Genomic DNA, 18,859 nt, shown 5'->3' with positions numbered 1-18,859 from the left:
TCACCGTCCCGGTCACACCCCCTGTCGGGGCGTGGGAAAACGCGCCTTGCCCGTACGTGTTTCGCTGCTCCCTTTCGGGATGGAACTCCCCCAAGGCTGCAAGTTCATCGAGGGTCATGAGTCGATGGACTATCCTCTGGTCCACGCGTGGCTGAGCTCTTCCTACTGGACACCCGGCATCGAGCGCGAACGCATTGAGCGCGCCGCGAAGAACTCCGCCCTGGTGCTGGGAGTCGAAGATGCTGAAGGTACTCAGGTGGCCTTTCTCCGGATTGTCTCGGACAAGACCCGCTTCGCCTATGTGTGCGATGTCTGGGTGGCGGACAGCCATCGCGGGTTGGGCCTCGCCAGGACCATGGTCCGCCATGCCATGGAGCACCCCGAGTTCGCCACCGTCAGCACCTGGACCCTGGGCACCAAGGATGCCCAGGGAGTCTACGAGCCGCTCGGTTTCCGCGATGTGAAAGAGGAAGGCGCCTATCCTTACACTTGGATGGTCTGCCGGAAAAATTGACCCCTAAACACTCATTCAACCTCAGCCCCACATGACCTCGCCTTCCTCCTTTCAGCTCCGTCCCGCCACCCGGGAAGATGCACCCGGTCTCATCAGTCTCATCATCGCCCTCGCGAAATTTGAGGAACTGGAGCCGCCCGATGCCGAAGCCCAGCAGCGCTTGGTGGAGCACGCATTCGGCGAACGAAAGTACTTCGAGCCATGGCTCGCCTTTGCCGAAGGTCACCCAGAGCCGGTGGCATACGCCATTCTTTTCACCACCTACTCCACCTTCCTCGCAAAGCCCACACTCTACCTGGAGGATCTGTTCGTACTGCCTGAGTATCGGAAGCAGGGCATCGGTGGAGCCCTGCTTCGAAAAGTGGTGGAACTCGCCGATGAACGCGGCTGCGGTCGCGTGGAGTGGACCGCCCTCGACTGGAATGTGAATGCCCAGCAGGTCTACGAGCAAAAGGTCGGCGCCCGCCGCATGAGCGAGTGGTACCTCTACCGCATGACCCTGAAAGAAATTGCGAAGTACCTGGGCAAGAGCGAGCCAACCGAGCAAGCGTGAGCTGATTCATGGGCCGGGGCGCAATTAGTCTGTGCTTGCCAGCGTTGAACCGAACAACAACCATTCGCTGATGACTTTCTCTCGACGCCTCCTTTTCTCATATTCGCTCGTTGTGCTGGCGGGCATCCTGCCGGCTTTCGGCCAGTCCCCCGCAGGTGCCCCGGCCTCAGCGCCTGCCGCTGCACCAGCGACCAGGCCGAATGTGCTCATCGTCCTCTGCGATGACCTGCGTGCCGACCACCTGAGTGTGACCGGGCACCCGCACCTCAAGACACCAAACATCGACCGGGTAGCGAAGGAAGGCGTTCTCTTTCAGAACGCCTTCTGCACCACCTCGCTCTGCTCACCCAGCCGCGCGTCCATCCTGAGCGGCCTGTATGCTCACAAGCATGGCGTGCGGGACAATTTCACGGAGTTCCCAGCGGAGATTCCCAACCTCCCCAAGCGTCTCCAGGATGCCGGCTATGAAACCGGCTACGTGGGCAAGTGGCACATGGGCGAGGACAATGACGAGAAACGCCCCGGCTTCGACTACTGGGCGTCTCACAAGGGACAGGGCAAGTACTTCGACACGGAGTTCAACGTGGAAGGCGAACGCAAGGTGATTCCCGGTTACTACACCACCGTGGCCACGGACCTCGCGACGAATTTCATCAAGAAGGACCACGCAGGCAAGCCGTGGTTCCTCGTGCTCGGACAAAAGGCACCACATAGCTTCTACACACCCGAGGAGAAGTACAAGCATACCTTCGACGAGGTGCGCGTCCCCTACCCCAAGTCCGCCTTCATGCTGGATGACAAGCCCGCCTGGTACAAGGATCGCCTCTACACCTGGCACGGCATCTATGGCCCGCTGTTTGAATGGCGGAAGGAATTCCCCAACGACAAACCGGAAGCCGTGAGGGATTTCGAGAACATGATCCACGGCTACTGGGGTGTGATCCAAAGCCTTGACGACAGCATGGCAACGCTACTGAGGGTACTGCAGGAAAAAGGTGAACTCGACAAGACCATCATCGTCTTCATGGGCGACAACGGCCTGCTCAATGGCGAGAACGGCATGGTGGACAAGCGCGCCATGCACGACGCCAGCATCCGCATCCCCATCCTTGTGCGCTATCCGGGACTCGTGCCTTCAGACAAGGCGAAGGTCGTGACTCAACAGGTGCTCACCCTCGACATGGCTCCCAGCTTGCTGGAACTCTGTGGCGCGGAAGCCCTGCCAAACATCCACGGCAAGTCCTGGGTGAAGCTCGTGAAGGAAGGCGACAAGAAATGGCGCAAGGGATGGTTCTACGAATACAACTACGAAAAACAATTTCCCTACACGCCCAATGTCCGGGGCGTGCGTACGGATGACTGGAAGTACATCCACTATCCCCATGGTGATGACAGCGAGGATCGACACATGGCGGAACTTTATGATCTCAAAAACGATCCCGGTGAGACGAAGAACCTGATCAACGCCTCTGCGGACAACGCGAAACTCCGCGAACTGCAGGTGCTGATGGCCAAGCTCATGGATGATGCCGGGCTTGCGGAAGACAAAATGCCGATCGATGAAGGGGTGAAGAAGGAGCTGCCGGATCAGAAAATCAGGTAGCGATGCACAGCTACAAAATTCCGAAGATAACTCTCCGGCGTGGGTAAACTTTCCCTCCTGTACATCTCTCCTGTCAGTGATGAAAACCAGACTCTATCGCGGCGTCCTCGTATTCAGTATCCTCGCAGCCCTCTGCTTCGGACTTCTCTACGTTCGCGCCGACATGACGATGACCAAGTTTGCCAGACTACAGCAGACCTATGACGGCAACCCCCTCGATCCGGAGTTCTACGCGCCCCGCTGGATGCCCCGCTCCATGGACAGAGGGATAGCCTACCTGGTTGAGAAAGTGAGTGCGGATGAGGCGAAGGCCTATCACCTAAAAAACCGCCTCCGCCTTACCTTGGGTGCCGAGATTCCCACGATCCGGCTCACCGCAGTGAAATCCATCCGCCCCGAATTTGGCGATGCGATGCGGCAGTTCTCCAACGCGACCTCCGTCGTGGTCTGGTTCTCCACCAAGGCAGACAAATTGACTGAGACCGACGCCACCCAAGTCTGCAAGGTCCTGCGTGACATGCCCAGCCTTGAGCACCTCGACCTGGCAGGCATCCAGTTTACGGATGCAGCCATTGCTCCTCTGGCGAATCATCCGAAGCTCGCGGATCTCTGGCTCCCTGCCAGGCACGTAACCCGCACCAGCATTTCCACCTTCAGTTCCATGCCCTCACTGCGCACCCTGCTATTGATGACAGGTACAGGGAACACGCCCCCTTCAGATGAGACCCTGGCCATCACCAAAGCGCTCGCCGGGAAGGTCACCGTCCAGCAGCGCTGACGCCTTTGAAGCAGCGGATCGAAGCGAGGCCACGCAGGAACCTGCCAACAACGCAAACTCACGAGGCTATCTCCCCAGCCCTTTTTCGGCATGGTTTGACAAACCGTGATTGCGTTGACATCACGATCTGGCCAAAATTCCCTGAAAGCCCAACAATCGACGAACGCATAGCTCTACGGTCGAATGAAACTCTACTACGCCCTCTCCCAGATTCCTGAAGTGGCGGACCTGAGAGGCGCGGCAAGGCGCTCTGTCCTCAAGGCTGCTGGAAAGATTCTACAGCGGGAGGACCCGTGGTTCACCCCGTCCATCATCTGGTTGTTCTCTCTCTGCTGCGGTGCCCTGACCTCCCTCGCAATCACGGTTTCGATGATCTTCGAGCCTTGGTTGGGATTGAGAAACTCGGCCGTCATCGGATTCGCGGCGATGATTCTGCCCGCTATCTTCTCAGCATTCGCAGTGGGGCACGTCAATCTCTCCCGCATCCGACCGTACATCCGGCAGGCGAGAAACGATCGCGAGGCGCTGCATCCGGTCGGCCAACAGGAGGACACGACTGTCCGTGAAGGACAACCCAAATAGAGCGCATGGTTTTGAAATGCCTGGATAAGCATGCCATGGCTGCTGTGATCGCTGGATATCCATGAATACCCTCACCCCCTCCGAACCCTTCGGGGTAGTCTTACTGGCCGTTTTCTTGCTCACGGGCATCGTGCATTTGTGCTTTGCATTTGCGGTGTGGAACGATGCCGGGCTGATGGCAAAACTTCACCACCGCGGCACTTTCCTCGTAGGCGGTTTCCTGTGGGCACTGGCCACTTTGGTGGGCGGCGTATTCGTAGCAGGAGTGTACTGGGCCATACACCATTCCACGCTCCGTCCGCAGCATCCCCCAGAGCAGGGCTAGTCGGAGTTCTTGACGTGCCTACACCAGCCGCGACGTCTCCTGAGTGTCGCGACTCCTCCCCTTGTAGGCCACGGCAAAGAACACGAACACTGCCACGGTGAGCAGTGTCATACCGGCCCAGAACTTCGGCCAATCGGTGCGACCATCCTGCATGCAACCCATGCGCCACCAGCCGATGCCGAGGTAGCCCAGCAGGTTGCCAAAGCCACTGGTCATCAGGGTCATCAACGCCTGGGCACGCGCACGCATGCTGGTGGCCACACGCTGCTCCAGGTAGATCTGCGCCGTGATGAAAAAGAGCGTGTAGCAGAACCCGTGCAGGAAGATGCCCACGACGAGGGAGGAACTCGTGTTCAGGAAAAACAACGCATAGCGCGCCACCCCGAAGCCGATGCCCGCCAGGAACACCCATTTCAGGCGCAACCGCGTCAGCACGGCCGAGAGCGCGAGCATGGTGATGATCTCCGAAATCTGGCCGATGCCCATGACCATGGTGGCACTCTCCACCCCGAGATCCTGCAGATGCAGTACGGTGAACGGGTAGAACGCAGCCAGGGCCATGTTCAGCAGGCCCGAAGTGATGAAAACCACACGGTGGTCCGGGTGCGTGAGCAACGGCAGCGCATCCAATCCGAGGACCTCCTTGATGCTCCGGCGAGCCCTGGGCAGTTCCAGCCGCTTCTTCTCGGGCAGAATGAAGGTGATGGCGATGGTGATGATCCAAGTCACGCACGCCGCATAGCCGGAGGCTACGGATTTGTCCGCATGCAGCACCGAACTGATGATGATGCCTGCCGCCATCCAACCCACCGTGGCCCACAATCGGACAGGCCCGAACTGCTCCTTGGGATTTTTCAACCGGGAGAGGATGAGACTGGTGCTCAGACCGAAAGTGGGCACTGACCACAGGGCGTGAATCTGGGTGAAGACCAGCACCCATCCAGCGCCCCACCCCCGCTGGATGGCGAGATACATGAGGAAAAGGAAAATCGTGGAACCGATGCCCAAAAAGCGCAGTACCCGCTCCGGAGCCATGCGCTCGTCCGCAAGCGCTCCCATGGCCAGGGGTGAGATGAAGGCGGCAATGGAGGAGCACGCAAATGCATACGGCACGATGTGCTCCAACCCGTACGCCTTGAGCACGGCACCAAGATTCACCCCCCAGAAGCCCAAGGCACAGGCATGGACCGCGTATAGCACGCACAGCCGCGTCCTGCCTCCGCTTCCGTCCTGATCCATCGTATTACAAGAGACGGGGAAAATCGCCGATGCAATCCTAATTACTGCTTCAGGCAAAATGCTTTGCTTGCGCGGCAGGGTGAGCACGTCTTAGCATGGCCGCCGCATGCCCCTTCCGCTTCACCACCTCCGCGCCGGCATTATCGGCACCGGCTTCATCGCTCCTGTCCACATCGAAGCCCTGCGCCGCCTGGGCATCCAGGTCACCGCCATCTGTGGCTCGACCAAAGCCGCAAAAGCCACGGCGGATCAGTGGGGCATTCCCGAGGTGTACGGCGACTACGACTACGCCGCCATGTACCGCTCGCCCAATGTGGATGTAGTGCACATCACCTCCCCCAACCGCGTGCATGTGGAGCAATCCCTGGCCGCCCTCGCCGCGGGCAAGCACGTCATCTGCGAAAAGCCGCTGGGCATGACCTCCGAGGAGACTGCGCTTTGCGTGGCAGCGGCAGCGAAGTCGGATCGCGTCTTTGCGGTGAATTACATGTGCCGCTATTTCCCCGCCATCCTCCAGATGCGCGCCATGATTGAGCGCGGAGAGCTGGGGCGAATCATCCACGTGCAGGGGCACTTCTTCCAGGACTGGCTGCTGCATGAAACGGACTACAACTGGCGCGTGCTCGCCAGCGAGGGCGGAAAGCTGCGCGCGGTGGGTGACATCGGCACGCACTGGATCGATGCGGTGTCCTTCGTGCTCGGCGCGAAAGCGGAGTCTGTGTTTGCCACGTTGGAAACCTTCCACAAGCAGCGCCTGCGTCCCAAGGGTGAGGTACAGACCTTCACGAAGGCGGACCCGGCCGACATGGAGCCATATGAAGTAGATACGGAGGACTTCGGCAGTGTGCTGCTGAAGTTTGGCAAGAGTGCCCACGGTCATGCCGATGGCGTGCATGCCAGTGCCGCCATCTCGCAGGTCGCTGCCGGATGGAAATGCAGCCTCTACTTCGGTATCTACGGCACCAAGGGCAGTGTGCAGTGGGAACTGCAGGAGCCCAACCACATCGTGCTTGGCCGCCGCGATGAGCCCAACCAAATCCTGCAACGCAACACGCCTGGATTCGACAAGGACATCGCAGGCTACACGGACTATCCCGGTGGGCATCCGGAGGGCTTCTCCGATGCGCACAAGATGCACTACCGTGCCGTGTATGAGCGCATCGCCAGCGGCGGGAAGTCCCCTGCCCTCTTCGCCAGCGCCGAAGATGGCCACCACGAGGTGAAGCTCTGTGAAGCCATCCTGAAGAGCCACGAAAAACAGACCTGGGTGAAGGCCTAGCCTGATTCCTTCGTACCACCTCCCCTTTATCAAATCATTTCACTTCAACCAACACGAGCCATGAAATACTCCTACGAAGACCTTGCCGGGATGATCGATCACTCTCTCCTGCAACCGTTCATGACGGATGCGGAACTCAAGGCAGGATGCGAACTGGCCAAGAAATACGCTGTCGCCTCCGTGTGCATCAAGCCCTACGCCGTGAAGGACGCAGTGAAGTGGCTTGCGGGCAGTGACGTGAAGGTGGGAGCCGTGATCGGATTCCCCCACGGAAACAGCACTACCGAGAGCAAACGCTACGAGACCGAGCTGGCGTGCAAAGATGGCGCCGTGGAGATCGACATGGTGATCAACATCGGCAAGGCCCTCAGCGGCGAGTGGGGCTATGTGCGCGATGATGTGCAGGCCGTGTGCGAAGAAGCCCACAAGCATGGCGCGAAGGTAAAGGTCATCTTTGAAAACGACTTCATCTCCGACGACGCCGTGAAGGTGAAGCTCTGCGAAATCTGCGCTGGCGCCGGTGCCGACTGGGTGAAAACCTCCACCGGCTACGGCTTCGCCAAGCAGCCCGACGGCAGCTACAACTACAAGGGAGCCACGGAGCACGATCTTGCTCTCATGCGGAAGAATTCACCCGCCAACGTGCAGGTGAAAGCCGCCGGTGGCGTGCGCGATCTGGATGGCCTCATTCGCGTGCGCGAACTCGGGGGCACGCGTTGTGGAGCTTCCGCCACGGCAGCGATGCTGGATGAGTATCGTCGACGCGAAGCTTCCGGTGAGAACGGCAATGGCAAAGCCGTGAAGATTGGTGCGGGTGGGTATTAGACCCGAACCCTTCAACTGTGAGCGAAGAGCTGCCACTTCGTGATGGTTCGAACTTCTTCGGCTCCCTCTTCACCAATCTGGAGAAGAAGGAGATAGCGGAGAAGTTCGCCGTACAGGGGTGGTCGGCTCGCAAAGCCACCTGGCATGATTACGAAGTACTCTGCGAATGGGCGGAGTTAATCATAGAGGGCAATGAACCCATTTTGTTTCACGGGCCCATCGAAAATCCAGACACCAATATTGACCGCATTCTCAAAACTCTGAGAGACGCAGGCATCGGGTACAGCGGAGAATACTACGACGAAACAGGGGGACTCGTGATGGAGTACGCGTGGTCACCAGACCCGGCCAGCAGATAGCTCGTAGTGTCCACGCTGGAGCATTTTCACTAACATTGTAGTCCAATTCAGGAGTACGCCGAAGGCGTTGTACATTGTCCAGCCCAAGGTAAGCTTCGCCGCGAAGCGGCAAGCGCCACCTTGGGTTGTGACATCGAAATGCCGAACGCTGAAAGCGTTCCACAGAAGCGTTGCGAGGGATAGGTGCTAACGTCAACGTTGGCCGTGTCTTTGTAGAACTCTTTCAGAGTTCCGATGGTTCCTTCATCTCACCCAAGGTGGCACCTGCTTCGCAGGCTGACCTTGGGCTGGACAATGTACAACGCCTTCAGCGTAAAAACGGCTACGGTTCAACCTAAAACGCTCTTAAACCTCAACCCGCGATGGCGATCCGTAGCATCCTTCTCGTCAGGCCACGCCGTCACAACCCCAAAATCACCCGATGCCAGTGGATGCCGAGCTCCCGGCAGAGCCACTGCAGCCCATCAACGGTCATTTCCTCAAGCAAACGCTCGGGCGGCTCCATGCACGCACTCAACCGCCAACCGACAGCATCTTCGAACTGCTCCAACGTGACTCCACGGGCAAGACACTGTTCATGTATCAGTTGCACCAGTCCGATGGCTGAGACTGGCGATTCTGCAGTCTCGACAGCAAACAGTTCGCACGGATGGATGCCGAGAACCCGACAGAACTGTTGCACCTGGCTCGGGGAGTAACAGGATGAAAGCTCATTCTCATGACTCTCCATATCCCAAACCGATGCCGGCGAAATGCCCATCTGTCGTGCCGCTTCATCGTGCGTGAGTCCCGCACGCTCACAAAACATGCGGAAGCGAACCTCTGGAGTCGTGGTAGCGGACATGGCGTGTGAAGTGGCCTGACAAGATGGTGGCCACCATGAAAGGCTTCTGGAGAAGCCTTCTACTTTACGGGAGCCACTAAAACCTGAACCCACGCGGCCGCTTGCGGATCTTCGGCATCTTGCCGCCACCCATGCCGCCCATGCCTCCACCGCCGCCACCTCCCATGAGGCCAGCCATGTCAGACGGCATGCCACCGGCACCGCCCATCATGGAGCCCATGAGGCCTTTCATCATGCCCTTGTTGCCCATCACCTTGCGCATCATCTCGAATTGCTTGATGAGCTGATTCACCTCCACCACGGGACGGCCACAACCACCGGCAATGCGCTTGCGACGGCTGCCGTTGATGATTTCGGGATGGCTGCGCTCCTTCGGAGTCATCGAGAGAATGATGGCCTCCGTGTGCTTCATGCGGTTCTCATCCACATTGAGGTCCTTCAGCTTGCCCATGCCTGGCAGCATGCCGAGGATGCTCTCCAACGGGCCGAGGCGCTTCATGAATTTCATCTGCCCCAGGAAGTCATTGAAGTCGAACTTCGCCTGCTGCACCCGCTTGGCGAGGCGCTCGGCATCTTCCATCTCGATGGCTTCCGCAGCCTTCTCCACGAGCGACACCACGTCGCCCATGCCGAGGATGCGTTGCGCCATGCGGTCCGGATGGAACACTTCAAGCTGTTCCATCTTCTCACCCACGCCAACGAACTTCACCGGGCAGCCGGTGACCTGCTTCATGGAGAGCAGCGCACCACCGCGAGCGTCACCATCCAGTTTCGTCAGGATCAGGCCGGTGACTTTGATGGAATCATTGAACGTCTTGGCCACGCTCACGGCCTGCTGGCCGGTGGCGGCGTCCGCGACGAGGAGCACTTCCTGCGGCTGTAGGGATTCGCGGATCTTCACCAGCTCCGCGAGGAGTTCATCGTCCACTTCCTGGCGGCCAGCGGTGTCATAGATGGCAATGCCGCCGCCCTGCTGCTTCACCCACTCCATGCCCTGCTGCGCGGCACGCACCGCATCCTTTTCATCCGGCGAAGGCTGGAATACAGGCACGCCGATGCTCTCACCGAGTACGGCAAGCTGCTTCACGGCGGCGGGACGGAAGACGTCACACGCCACGAGCAGCGGACGCTTGCCCTGCTTCTTCAGCAACAGAGCGAGCTTTGCGGAGGTGGTCGTCTTACCCGCACCGTTCAGACCGGCGACGAGGATGCGCTGCGGCTGGCCGAGATCCAGCGGAGCGGTCTCCCTGCCGAGGAGCTCGACCATTTCGTCATGGAAGATCTTAACAATCTGCTGCGAGGGCGAAACGGTGCGCAGCACCTCCTCGCCCAGCGCCTTGGTCTTGATGTTCTCGATCAGGTCCTTGGCGACCTTGAAGTCCACATCCGCCTCCAGCAAAGCCATGCGGATCTCGCGCATGGACTCGGAAATGTTGGACTCGCTGATCTTGGCATGACCGCGGAGCTTCTTGAAGGCGCCCTCGAGTTTTTCTTGGAGCAGGGAAAGCATGTGATGTGGAGATGATGTCGAAACGTTGAGCCCCTGAGCGAAAGCTCTAGGCCTTGGGCGAAGCAGGCGGCGCGGGAGATTGAGGAGCGGGTGCGGAGGGCGCGGCCTCCGCGGCTTGCGGCAGATAGGCAGCCTTCTTGTCGATCTTAAACTGCCAGCTCACGAGTTCATCCTTGTCGGCCCCCTGGCGGCGGAAGCTCAGCATCACATTGCAGGAGTCGAGACGGATCTTCTGCGGTACCCGGAAGCTGACGACCTGGGTGTTGGGATCGTACCTTGCAAGCACGGTGCCAAAGCCACCCACCTTCAACACCAGAGTCTCAGGGATGATGGGACCAATCTTTGCGAGGTTCGCCTCAATCAAGGGAAGCCGATCCGCGATGGTCGCATTCGGCTCGGGCTTCAGCGTCACCAGCTTCTCACCTTGTTCATTCACCGCGTCCGTCTTGATGAAACGGCTGTCCGCAATGCTCTTGCCACCGCCATAGAAGCTGGTCGCCACACGGAAGTTCGCGTCCTGGTCGCCAAGCTGGGTGAAGCGAGGAAGCTCTCCCGCGTGGGTGTCCCAGTTCAGTTTTTGAGGGTTCACCGTCACGGCAGCATCATAGCCAGCCTCCATCACCTGCCGCACGATGTCCGCATTCTTGTCACCATAGGGATAGGCAAAGGTGCGGCAGGGCAGCTTGAAGGTTTCCTCCAGCCAGCGCTTCGACTCGTGGATCTCGTCGTGCAGCCAAGCCTGATACTGCTCTGGTGACTTGCTGCGACGCATCTGGGCCATCGCCTGGTGGGAGACACTGTGGCTTCCAAGTTCACCCCCATTGGCCAGCATCTCCTTGATTTGATCCACCGTCATGCTGCGTCCGGCGCCACCCACATATTTCTTGTACAGGTACAGGGTGAAGGGATAGCCAAACTCCTTGAGAATCGGATACGCGATCTCATGCACGCCCACCCAGCCGTCATCGAGCGTGATGACCACGGCAGCCTCGGGGATGTTCTTCTCACCCTTCTTCCACGCCAGCAGATCAGACATGGGGATCACCGGGATGTTTGCATCCTTGAGCGCCTGCATCTGCGCGCGGAAGACCCCCTTGCTCACCATCATCTCGTTGCGCGGGATGCGCTCCACGAAATCGTGATACAACAGAATCGAGACGACCGAGGAGCGATTGAGCTCAAAGGGCAATGCCTTGGGCACCTCGCCGAAGTCCACCTTCGCGGAGAAGGTACCTTCGCCTTCCATGCCCTTTTGCAGCTGCTCCTCCTCAGCGGTGAGAGGATTTTCCACAGGCGCGGGCGGAGCCTCCTGCTGCGGGGGCTGCTTGGGCAGCAGCTCCTTCAGCTTGTCGCAGGCAGGCACCAGCATGAGCAGACCCGCCATCGCGATGAGCGTGGCGAGATGAAACAAAGATGGGGGGCGGCGCTTCATTTCAGCAGAACGCTGACCATAGCACAGCGGCCGGTCCACGAAAGCGAAACGGGCGCTTAATATCCACGCTGCCGAAGCAGCCTATCCAGTTCGCGCTGAAAGGCCGGAATGTCCGTAGGCGGGGGCTGATATCCGGGTTCCGGCGGCTGGAGACCCAGCCTGCCGAACTGGTCTACGTACCAGCCACCCGTCTTGCCATCGCTGAAGGTCACCTTGCCGCTGACCATAGTCCCGGGCACCGTGATTGCGTCCAGGGAGACAGTCAGGGTGCTGGCCCCGCCGTCGGCAGGCAGCGCCTCGTCCTGCAACAGCTCCGCTTCGGCCTCGGTCAGTTCTTCGGGATACTCCTCATCCCCAGGCCCAGCAGCTTGCTGGGGCGCCTGGGCAGGAGGAGGTTCGGGCTTCGGTTCCTCCGGCTGCTTCTTTTCCTGAATCTTGAGGCCCAGCTCCAAAATGAGCAGACGCGCGTCCAAGTAGGTCAGCGTGATGTCGAACTCGCGCTTGAGCCGATCCTGCACCTCATTGAGGGACGCACCCTCCGCCGTCCATTGGGCGACGGTCTTCTTCTGTTCTTCCGTGAGTTGAGCCATAAGAGGGAAACTAGGTCGTGGGAGTGGTGGAAGCAACCAGCGCCTGCTCCATGATCCGGTGCATGCGTCCAATCATGGTCTGCGGGTCATCCAGCAGACCGGCGGCGAGCAGGGCATTGTCCAGGAGCTGCTCTCCCAGCAGTCCAGCGAGCTCCGGATTGCTGTCCTTCACTGTGGCGAGCTGACGCACGATGGCGTGTGCCGGGTTGATCTCAAGCACCACCTGGGCATCGCCGTATTCACCTTCCTTCTTCATGGCGCGCAACATCTGGCGGAGCTGCGGGCTCATCTCACCATCGGGCAGCACGGCCATGGCAGGGCTGTTCACCAGGCGCTTGCCAGTACGTACTTCCTTCACACGATTGGTGAGGAGTTCCTTGAGCCAGGCGGTGAGCTTTTCCGATTCTTCCTGGGGCAGTGCGCCTTCCTGCTCAGCCGTGTCGCCCAGATCCACTTCGCTGGAGTTCACAGCCTGGAGGTCCTTGCCCTCGAACTGGCCCAGCGCATTCACCACATAGTCATCAATGGTCTCGAAGAGATAGATGACTTCGAAGCCCTGCTTCTTGAAAGCTTCCAGATAGGGCCCCTCCTCGATGGCCTTGCGGCTTGGCGCAATCTGGTAGTAGATGGCTTTCTGACCTTCCTTCATGCGGCCCACGTACTCTTCGAGGCTCACGGTTTCCCCTTCCCCGGTCATGGAAGATTCGAAGCGCAGGAGCTTGGCAATCGCGGCCTTGTTTTCGAAATCGGTGGCCACGCCTTCCTTCAGGAAGCGGCTGAAGTCCTTGTAGAAGTCTGCATACTTCTTCGCGTCATCAGCGGCCTCACGCGCAAGGAACTTCAAGAGACGTCCCTGCACGGTCTGGCCCAGCTTGCGGAAGAGCGCGCTGTCCTGCATGGATTCACGTGAGATGTTCAGCGGGAGGTCCTCGCTATCCACCACACCACGGATGAAGCGCATCCACTCGGGGAGGAACTTCTTGGGCTTCGGATCGATCAGCACGCGGCGGCAATAGAGATGCACGCCGGGCTCCATCTGTCCCATGCCGAACTGCTCCATGTTCTGCGTCGGCACGAAGAGCAGCGCATTGATGTTCAGCGGAGCATCCGCATTGAAGTGGAAGGTGTAGCGCGGCTCATCAAAGGCGTGCGCGGTGAACTTGTAGAACTCCGAGTACTGCTCCTCCGTCACCTCGCTCTTGCTCTTGAGCCACAGCGCCTCGACGTTGTTGATGCGCTCCCCATTGAGGTGCACGGGGAAGCCGACGAAGTTCGAGTACTTCGTGAGGATCTGCTTGATGCGCGCAGGCGTGGCAAATTCCTTCGCGTCCTCCTTGAGCTTCAGCACGAGCTTCGCGCCACGGTGCTGGCCGGGAGCTTCCTCAATCGAGTAGCCCGTGGTACCATCGCTGGTCCACACAAGGTGCTCGCCTTCATTCCGCCAGGAGTGGGTGTAGACCTGCACCTCGGAGGCAACCATGAAAGCGGAGTAGAAGCCCACGCCGAACTGGCCAATTACGTTGCCACCTTCCTTGCCACTCTGCTTCATGGCTTCCACGAAGGCCTTCGATCCTGAGTGCGCGATGGTGCCGAGATTCTCCACCAGTTCCTCGCGGGTCATGCCGATGCCGTGGTCGGAGATGGTGATGGTGCCGGCGGTCTCGTCCGTGGTGATGTGGATCTCCAGCGGCAGGGCCTCATCGAAAATTTCCTTCTCCGTAAGCTGGAGAAGGCGGATTTTTTCGAGTGAGTCAGACGCGTTGGACACCAGCTCGCGGACGAAAATCTCGCGGTCGGTGTACAGGGAATGGGTGACGATGTCGAGAAGCTGGCCGACTTCGGCCTGAAATGCGTGCTTGGCGGTGCTCATTATCCAAATCTATAGGTGAAAAAACAGGGTTAGCAGCATAGCCGGGGTACCGGTCTTGTCAAAACGGAGAGGCAAAGCGCTTGACGCTGCCCGGTAGGAAAGCACCTTGAGACTGTGTTACGCCACCTCCTCAAATCCAAGATCCACCGTGCGACAGTCACGGACTCGAACGTCGAATACGAAGGCAGCATCTCGATCGATACGGCGCTGATGCGCCAGGCGGATCTATGGGTGGGTGAGCGCGTCCTGGTGACCTCCATCACCAATGGCGCCCGCCTGGAGACCTATGTCATTGAAGGCCGGGAAGGCAGTGGCGACATCGTCATCAACGGAGCCGCCGCCCACCTCATCAGCAGGGGCCACCGCGTCACCATCATGGGATGGACCCTCTCCGAGACTCCCGTGGAGTCCAAGCGTCTGCTTATGAACGAGAAGAACGAAATCGTCTCCACGACCTCGCACTGAGGCGGAGAGAGACGTCTCCCATTTTGGGTAGCCACCCTGTCTAGGAGTGGGAGCATTCCTGCTCCCATTGGTGGTATGCAATGCACCACTCGCTCGGGGCTACTGCGACACTGATTCATCAACTTCGCTCGCGCATGTGGAGCAATCGGTAGCCTCCACGGACAGCAACGCTTTTCAATGGGAGCAGGAATGCTCCCACTCCTTGAGGGGCGCGACTCCCGGGAGTCAGGCCCAAAATAGAAAAGCTGGCGGAGCATGCACCCCGCCAGCGTAGTGTGAGCTCACATGGGAGGAGTCGGCTTACCGGCCGCGCTTGCCCTTCTCGTCCTCATCCTTCTTGTCGCCCTTTTCCTTGTGCCCCCCACCTCCACCGCCAGCAGCAGCGGGATTGGAAGGTTGAGGCCTTGGAGCTTCAGGGCGCTGAATCTGCTGGGGACGCGGCGCCTCAGGACGTTCGATCTTCTGCGGACGGGCCGATTCATTGCCCTCGGGCCGGCGGCGCATCTCTTCACGCGGCTGCTCGGGTTTCCGAATCTCCGGCCGTGGCGTGGGCACCGGAGCGACCGGAGGCGCGATATTGCGCGGCGCAGGCGGCGTATCGGGCGTGCGGTCGATCTTGCGTTCCGCCTTGTCGGGCTTGGGGGTCCGATCCGGCTTCGGAATCGCGTTTTCACCAGAGCTCGTGTCCGGACGGACGGCACGTCCACGGCGATCCGGGCCTTCGCCCGGCGTCAGGTCCGGCTTGCGTTCCGTGGGAGGCGTGACCTTGCGGTTGCCCTCCGGCGGCACCCCACCGGGACGCGGCACGACGGGACTCACCGTGTTTCCCGCACCGGGACGCACGGATTCGCCTTCACGACTACCACGACGCCCTTCCGGCTTGCCGCGGTTGTCATCATCCTTCGGCTTCATCTCTGGAGGAACGCCCGGACCAGGGCCCACGGGTGGGCGATCCGCCGATTCAGGCACCCGTCCGCGGTTGGTGGAGTCTGGACCACGACGACCGTCGCGATCCTTATTTAGTTCTTCGGTGTCGCCGGGACGGCGGGGGCCGCGAGCACCGGGTGGAGTATCATCACCTGGACGTCCGGGGATACGTGCGTTCGAGCCATCTTCACCGGGACGGCGCATGCCGGGCGTGCGATCGCCGCGACCCGGGGTTTCATCTGTTCCGGGCAGAGCCTTCGGCGCGCGTCCGCCAGGGGTCACCGTACTGTCGGGTCCACGTTCGCGACCACGCGTGCCATCAGGCCCCGTGGGAGCATCCGGCGGGCCGCCACGACCGGGGCGGGTCTTTGCTTCAGCCACTTCGCGGTTCAGCTTCTCACGCACACTGCCCACCTCCTCCTGCTTGAATCCGCGCCAGCCACGGTCCACTGCGGACTTGTCGAGACGGGCTTTGATCTTGTCCGAGGGCGGTGCCTTTCGATCTGCCAGCGTCACACGCGGCGCCGCTACCACGAGAGAATCCCCCTCCTCGCGAATACGCAAGGAGCGGCGATCACGATCCAGATTGCCCGGGTCGAAGGCATCGTCACGGCGCAGGGTCATGCGACGGAGCGGCCGCTCACTGTACCGGTTGATTTCCACATAGTCCGGGCCGCCAATAAAGATGTTCCTCACGCGTACGTCCGACTGCCTGTAGGTGATGTGCGTGCAGTTGTTCGTCCACCGCACATAGTCCACATTGCGGTGCCAGGGCTCCACATATGTGCGCAGGCGAGGGGCGCCGAAATACCTGATGGCAACGAAGCTGTAGTACGCGGGACCGATGTCATAGGTAGTATCCACCGCCACGGAGAATCCCACATCTGGCTGCCATACGGCTTCTGGTGGCAGCGGTGCCCAGCCCACATACTCAGGACTGGATCGCCAGCTCACCCACGCGGGTGCCCACTCATCGCCGGGTACCCACAGCCACACCGTGCCAGCCTTCATCCATCGACCATAGTGATACGTGGCCCATCCAAAATCTTCATTCGATACCCAGGTCCAACCTGCATCCGTATAGGCCCACTGACCATCGGTGTAAGGACGCCACTCAGGGTCATCCACGGTGACGAAGGGCTGGAAACAATATCCATATCCCTCCACCTGCACCCAATCACCATAGGGAGAGAGGGCATCGTAAAAGTAATCGATATCAACGGTGGCATCCGCCCTGGCGGTCGGCATGCATGCACCGAACAGCAAAAGTGCTGTCATTAATGAGGCAAAGATTTTCATGGCTGTGATTTGGTTCGCGGGGGGTTGGACCGAAACGCGCGTCAGCAAATTCAAGGAGATGAAATTTCAGTCGCGAAATTCCTGCAAATCGCCCGACTCCCGGATGACGTTCGTCGTGCAGAATAGGAAGGAACCTGTCAGTGAATCGTTGCAATCTTGGGACACGGTTGCCTGATGATGGTGATAGCGAAACGCCTCCAATGAGACGCTTCACAGGCGTCATGAGTTCATGCCTCCGGAAGAGGCATTTTCGCGGGACACCTTGCTGATACATCATATCACTCCATAGGGTCCCAGTCTCCTGGGTTCCTCTGTGTCCCTGCTGCATCCCACGCACGCGACCTCGCGCCAGCACCCAGGACTCTGCCCCACAAAGGCATTGCACACCACACCACCTTGGACAAATTGCCCGCATGCATTCCCTCCAGCGTCACTCATCCCTTCCTCTCCTGGCCACGCTGCTCGTGACGCTTTGCTCCATTGCCACTCCCCTCCCCGCTGAGGACAAACCCGCCTTGGTGCTCGAAAACGGTGGCCTGAAAAACGTTTACCGCGTTGTCTTCCAGGAATGGGATGAGAAGAACAACTTCGCCCGTGGCGTGGTCGAGGTACAATCCCAGGACTCGGAAGAGCCCGAAATGCGCCTCCCCTTCGCCGTGGAATTGAAACCATCCAAGGACAAGAAGGTCGAGGTGCTGGAAGTGCGCAGCACCGGCTCCTATTTCTTCTTCCCGCCTGCCGAGAAGAAGGATCCCTACCCTCTCCTCACCTGGACACTCACCGGCCGCAAGTCAACCAAGCCAGTACTGAAGGCCAAGATGTGGGCCTACAACGCCGAGAAAGAAATCTGGGCGTTGGAAGAAATGGAATTTGAGAAGCCTGCGAACTAGGCTGGCACGAACTCAGCCGCGCTCCGTGAACTTGCCAAGCGCGCGGAACTTGTCGTACCGCTGCTGCAGCAGCGTATCCATCGGTGTTCCGGAGATCTCGTCCAGAGCTCCAAGGATGGCGTCCTTCAGGGACTGGGCAGCAGCCTGGTGATCATGGTGCGCACCACCCACGGGCTCACGTACGATCCCATCTACGATGCCGAGTTCCTTCAAATCCGGTGCACTGAGCTTCAACGCCTGTGCCGCCTCGGGAGCATGCTGGCGATGCTTCCACAAGATGGCCGCACAGCCTTCGGGGGAAATCACCGAGTAGTACGCATTCTCCATGATGAGCACGCGGTCGGTCACACCGATACCGAGCGCTCCACCAGAGCCGCCTTCACCGATGACCACGCTGACCATGGGCGTGCGGATTTTCATCATCTCAAGGAGATTGAAGGCGATGGCCTCAGCGATGTTACGCTCCTCGGCCCCAATGCCAGGGAAAGCTCCGGGCGTATCGATAAGACAGATGACGGGAAGGCTGAACTTCTCCGCGATGCGCATGAGGCGGAGCGCTTTGCGATACCCTTCCGGATGCGCACTGCCGAAGTTGCGAAGGAGGTTCTCCTTCGTATCGCGTCCCTTCTGCTGACCAATCAACACCACCTTGCGTCCGCCGATGGTGGCAAAGCCTGCGGGCATGGCGTTGTCATCTCCCACATGGCGGTCGCCATGCAACTCCACGAAGTCATCAAAGGCATGTTTCGCGTAGTCCAGCATATAGGGACGCTGGCCGTGGCGCGCGATTTGCACCCTCTGCCACGGGCTGAGGTTGGCGTAAGTCTCTCTTTCAAGCTGATCTACCTTCTTTTCAAGCTCATCCACCGTGGTGGTGATCTTCTGGGTATTTCGCAACTGCTGACGCCGGCGCGCTTCCTCCAGGTCTTCGCGGGCTTTCAGGAGCGGCTTTTCAAATTCCAGAGCTTGTTTCAT

The 18,859-nt window shown here is 59.6% G+C and carries 19 protein-coding genes; 11 read left to right on the top strand and 8 right to left on the bottom strand.

Annotated elements, in window-relative coordinates; translation table 11 throughout:
• Positions 1 to 79: 79 nt before the first annotated feature.
• From DES53_RS08065 to DES53_RS08040, 6 genes are all read left to right on the top strand, one after another.
• A complete protein-coding gene (locus DES53_RS08065; protein ID WP_113957716.1) occupies positions 80 to 514 on the top strand; it encodes a GNAT family N-acetyltransferase in 435 nt (144 codons plus the stop codon).
• Positions 515 to 545: 31 nt separating this feature from the next.
• A complete protein-coding gene (locus DES53_RS08060) occupies positions 546 to 1,067 on the top strand; it encodes a GNAT family N-acetyltransferase (protein ID WP_113957715.1) in 522 nt (173 codons plus the stop codon).
• Positions 1,068 to 1,137: 70 nt separating this feature from the next.
• A complete protein-coding gene (locus DES53_RS08055) occupies positions 1,138 to 2,670 on the top strand; it encodes a sulfatase family protein (protein ID WP_113957714.1) in 1,533 nt (510 codons plus the stop codon).
• Positions 2,671 to 2,749: 79 nt separating this feature from the next.
• A complete protein-coding gene (locus DES53_RS08050) occupies positions 2,750 to 3,448 on the top strand; it encodes a hypothetical protein (protein WP_113957713.1) in 699 nt (232 codons plus the stop codon).
• A 183-nt stretch (positions 3,449 to 3,631) separates the two neighbouring features.
• Positions 3,632 to 4,030, top strand: a complete 399-nt coding sequence (locus tag DES53_RS08045; RefSeq protein WP_113957712.1) for a hypothetical protein — start codon at positions 3,632 to 3,634, stop codon at positions 4,028 to 4,030.
• 61 nt (positions 4,031 to 4,091) lie between these two features.
• On the top strand, positions 4,092 to 4,355 hold the full coding sequence (locus tag DES53_RS08040; protein WP_113957711.1) for a hypothetical protein: 264 nt from the start codon (positions 4,092 to 4,094) through the stop codon (positions 4,353 to 4,355).
• Positions 4,356 to 4,373: 18 nt separating this feature from the next.
• Here DES53_RS08040 and DES53_RS08035 read toward each other — a convergent pair whose 3' ends face one another.
• Entirely contained in the window at positions 4,374 to 5,555 is a 1,182-nt protein-coding gene (locus DES53_RS08035) for an MFS transporter (protein ID WP_170156944.1), read from the bottom strand.
• Positions 5,556 to 5,700: 145 nt separating this feature from the next.
• Here DES53_RS08035 and DES53_RS08030 point away from each other — a divergent pair, with 145 nt between their 5' ends.
• The 3 genes from DES53_RS08030 to DES53_RS08020 are packed head-to-tail and all read left to right on the top strand — an operon-like array spanning position 5,701 to position 8,057.
• Positions 5,701 to 6,873, top strand: coding sequence for a Gfo/Idh/MocA family protein (locus DES53_RS08030; RefSeq protein ID WP_113957709.1), 1,173 nt, complete (start codon positions 5,701 to 5,703; stop codon positions 6,871 to 6,873).
• Between the two features lie 60 nt (positions 6,874 to 6,933).
• On the top strand, positions 6,934 to 7,698 hold the full coding sequence (gene deoC / locus DES53_RS08025) for a deoxyribose-phosphate aldolase (RefSeq protein WP_113957708.1): 765 nt from the start codon (positions 6,934 to 6,936) through the stop codon (positions 7,696 to 7,698).
• A gap of 17 nt (positions 7,699 to 7,715) precedes the next feature.
• Positions 7,716 to 8,057, top strand: a complete 342-nt coding sequence (locus tag DES53_RS08020) for a hypothetical protein (RefSeq protein ID WP_113957707.1) — start codon at positions 7,716 to 7,718, stop codon at positions 8,055 to 8,057.
• A 400-nt stretch (positions 8,058 to 8,457) separates the two neighbouring features.
• On the opposite strand, the gene DES53_RS08015 is transcribed toward DES53_RS08020, so the two are convergent.
• The 5 genes from DES53_RS08015 to htpG all read right to left on the bottom strand — a co-directional run bounded on the left by DES53_RS08015 (position 8,458) and on the right by htpG (position 14,303).
• Complete coding sequence (locus DES53_RS08015) at positions 8,458 to 8,901, bottom strand: helix-turn-helix domain-containing protein (protein WP_113957706.1); 444 nt, start codon at positions 8,899 to 8,901, stop codon at positions 8,458 to 8,460.
• Positions 8,902 to 8,977: 76 nt separating this feature from the next.
• On the bottom strand, positions 8,978 to 10,411 hold the full coding sequence (gene ffh, locus DES53_RS08010) for a signal recognition particle protein (RefSeq protein ID WP_113957705.1): 1,434 nt from the start codon (positions 10,409 to 10,411) through the stop codon (positions 8,978 to 8,980).
• Between the two features lie 46 nt (positions 10,412 to 10,457).
• Complete coding sequence (locus tag DES53_RS08005) at positions 10,458 to 11,843, bottom strand: polysaccharide deacetylase family protein (protein ID WP_113957704.1); 1,386 nt, start codon at positions 11,841 to 11,843, stop codon at positions 10,458 to 10,460.
• A 56-nt stretch (positions 11,844 to 11,899) separates the two neighbouring features.
• Positions 11,900 to 12,433 (bottom strand): hypothetical protein, encoded by a 534-nt coding sequence (locus DES53_RS08000; protein WP_113957703.1) that lies wholly within the window; start codon positions 12,431 to 12,433, stop codon positions 11,900 to 11,902.
• A 10-nt stretch (positions 12,434 to 12,443) separates the two neighbouring features.
• Complete coding sequence (gene htpG, locus DES53_RS07995) at positions 12,444 to 14,303, bottom strand: molecular chaperone HtpG (RefSeq protein WP_113957702.1); 1,860 nt, start codon at positions 14,301 to 14,303, stop codon at positions 12,444 to 12,446.
• 114 nt (positions 14,304 to 14,417) lie between these two features.
• Between htpG and DES53_RS07990 the strand changes: the two genes are divergently transcribed.
• Positions 14,418 to 14,768 carry an aspartate 1-decarboxylase gene (locus DES53_RS07990; protein ID WP_113957701.1) on the top strand — a complete coding sequence of 117 codons (351 nt, stop codon included), beginning with the start codon at positions 14,418 to 14,420 and terminating at the stop codon, positions 14,766 to 14,768.
• Between the two features lie 300 nt (positions 14,769 to 15,068).
• Here DES53_RS07990 and DES53_RS07985 read toward each other — a convergent pair whose 3' ends face one another.
• Positions 15,069 to 16,994, bottom strand: coding sequence for a DUF6600 domain-containing protein (locus tag DES53_RS07985; RefSeq protein ID WP_170156943.1), 1,926 nt, complete (start codon positions 16,992 to 16,994; stop codon positions 15,069 to 15,071).
• 413 nt (positions 16,995 to 17,407) lie between these two features.
• On the opposite strand from DES53_RS07985, the gene DES53_RS07975 reads away from it, so the two are divergent.
• The gene (locus DES53_RS07975; protein WP_113957698.1) at positions 17,408 to 17,884 is read left to right on the top strand and encodes a hypothetical protein; all 477 of its coding nucleotides are present in this window, start codon (positions 17,408 to 17,410) and stop codon (positions 17,882 to 17,884) included.
• A gap of 12 nt (positions 17,885 to 17,896) precedes the next feature.
• Here DES53_RS07975 and DES53_RS07970 read toward each other — a convergent pair whose 3' ends face one another.
• Positions 17,897 to 18,859 (bottom strand): acetyl-CoA carboxylase carboxyltransferase subunit alpha, encoded by a 963-nt coding sequence (locus DES53_RS07970; RefSeq protein WP_113957697.1) that lies wholly within the window; start codon positions 18,857 to 18,859, stop codon positions 17,897 to 17,899.

Source organism: Roseimicrobium gellanilyticum (genome assembly GCF_003315205.1).
GTDB lineage: Bacteria > Verrucomicrobiota > Verrucomicrobiia > Verrucomicrobiales > Verrucomicrobiaceae > Roseimicrobium > Roseimicrobium gellanilyticum.
The sequence above is the reverse complement of the archived record's forward strand: the minus strand, read 5'-3'. Positions and strand labels throughout refer to the sequence as shown.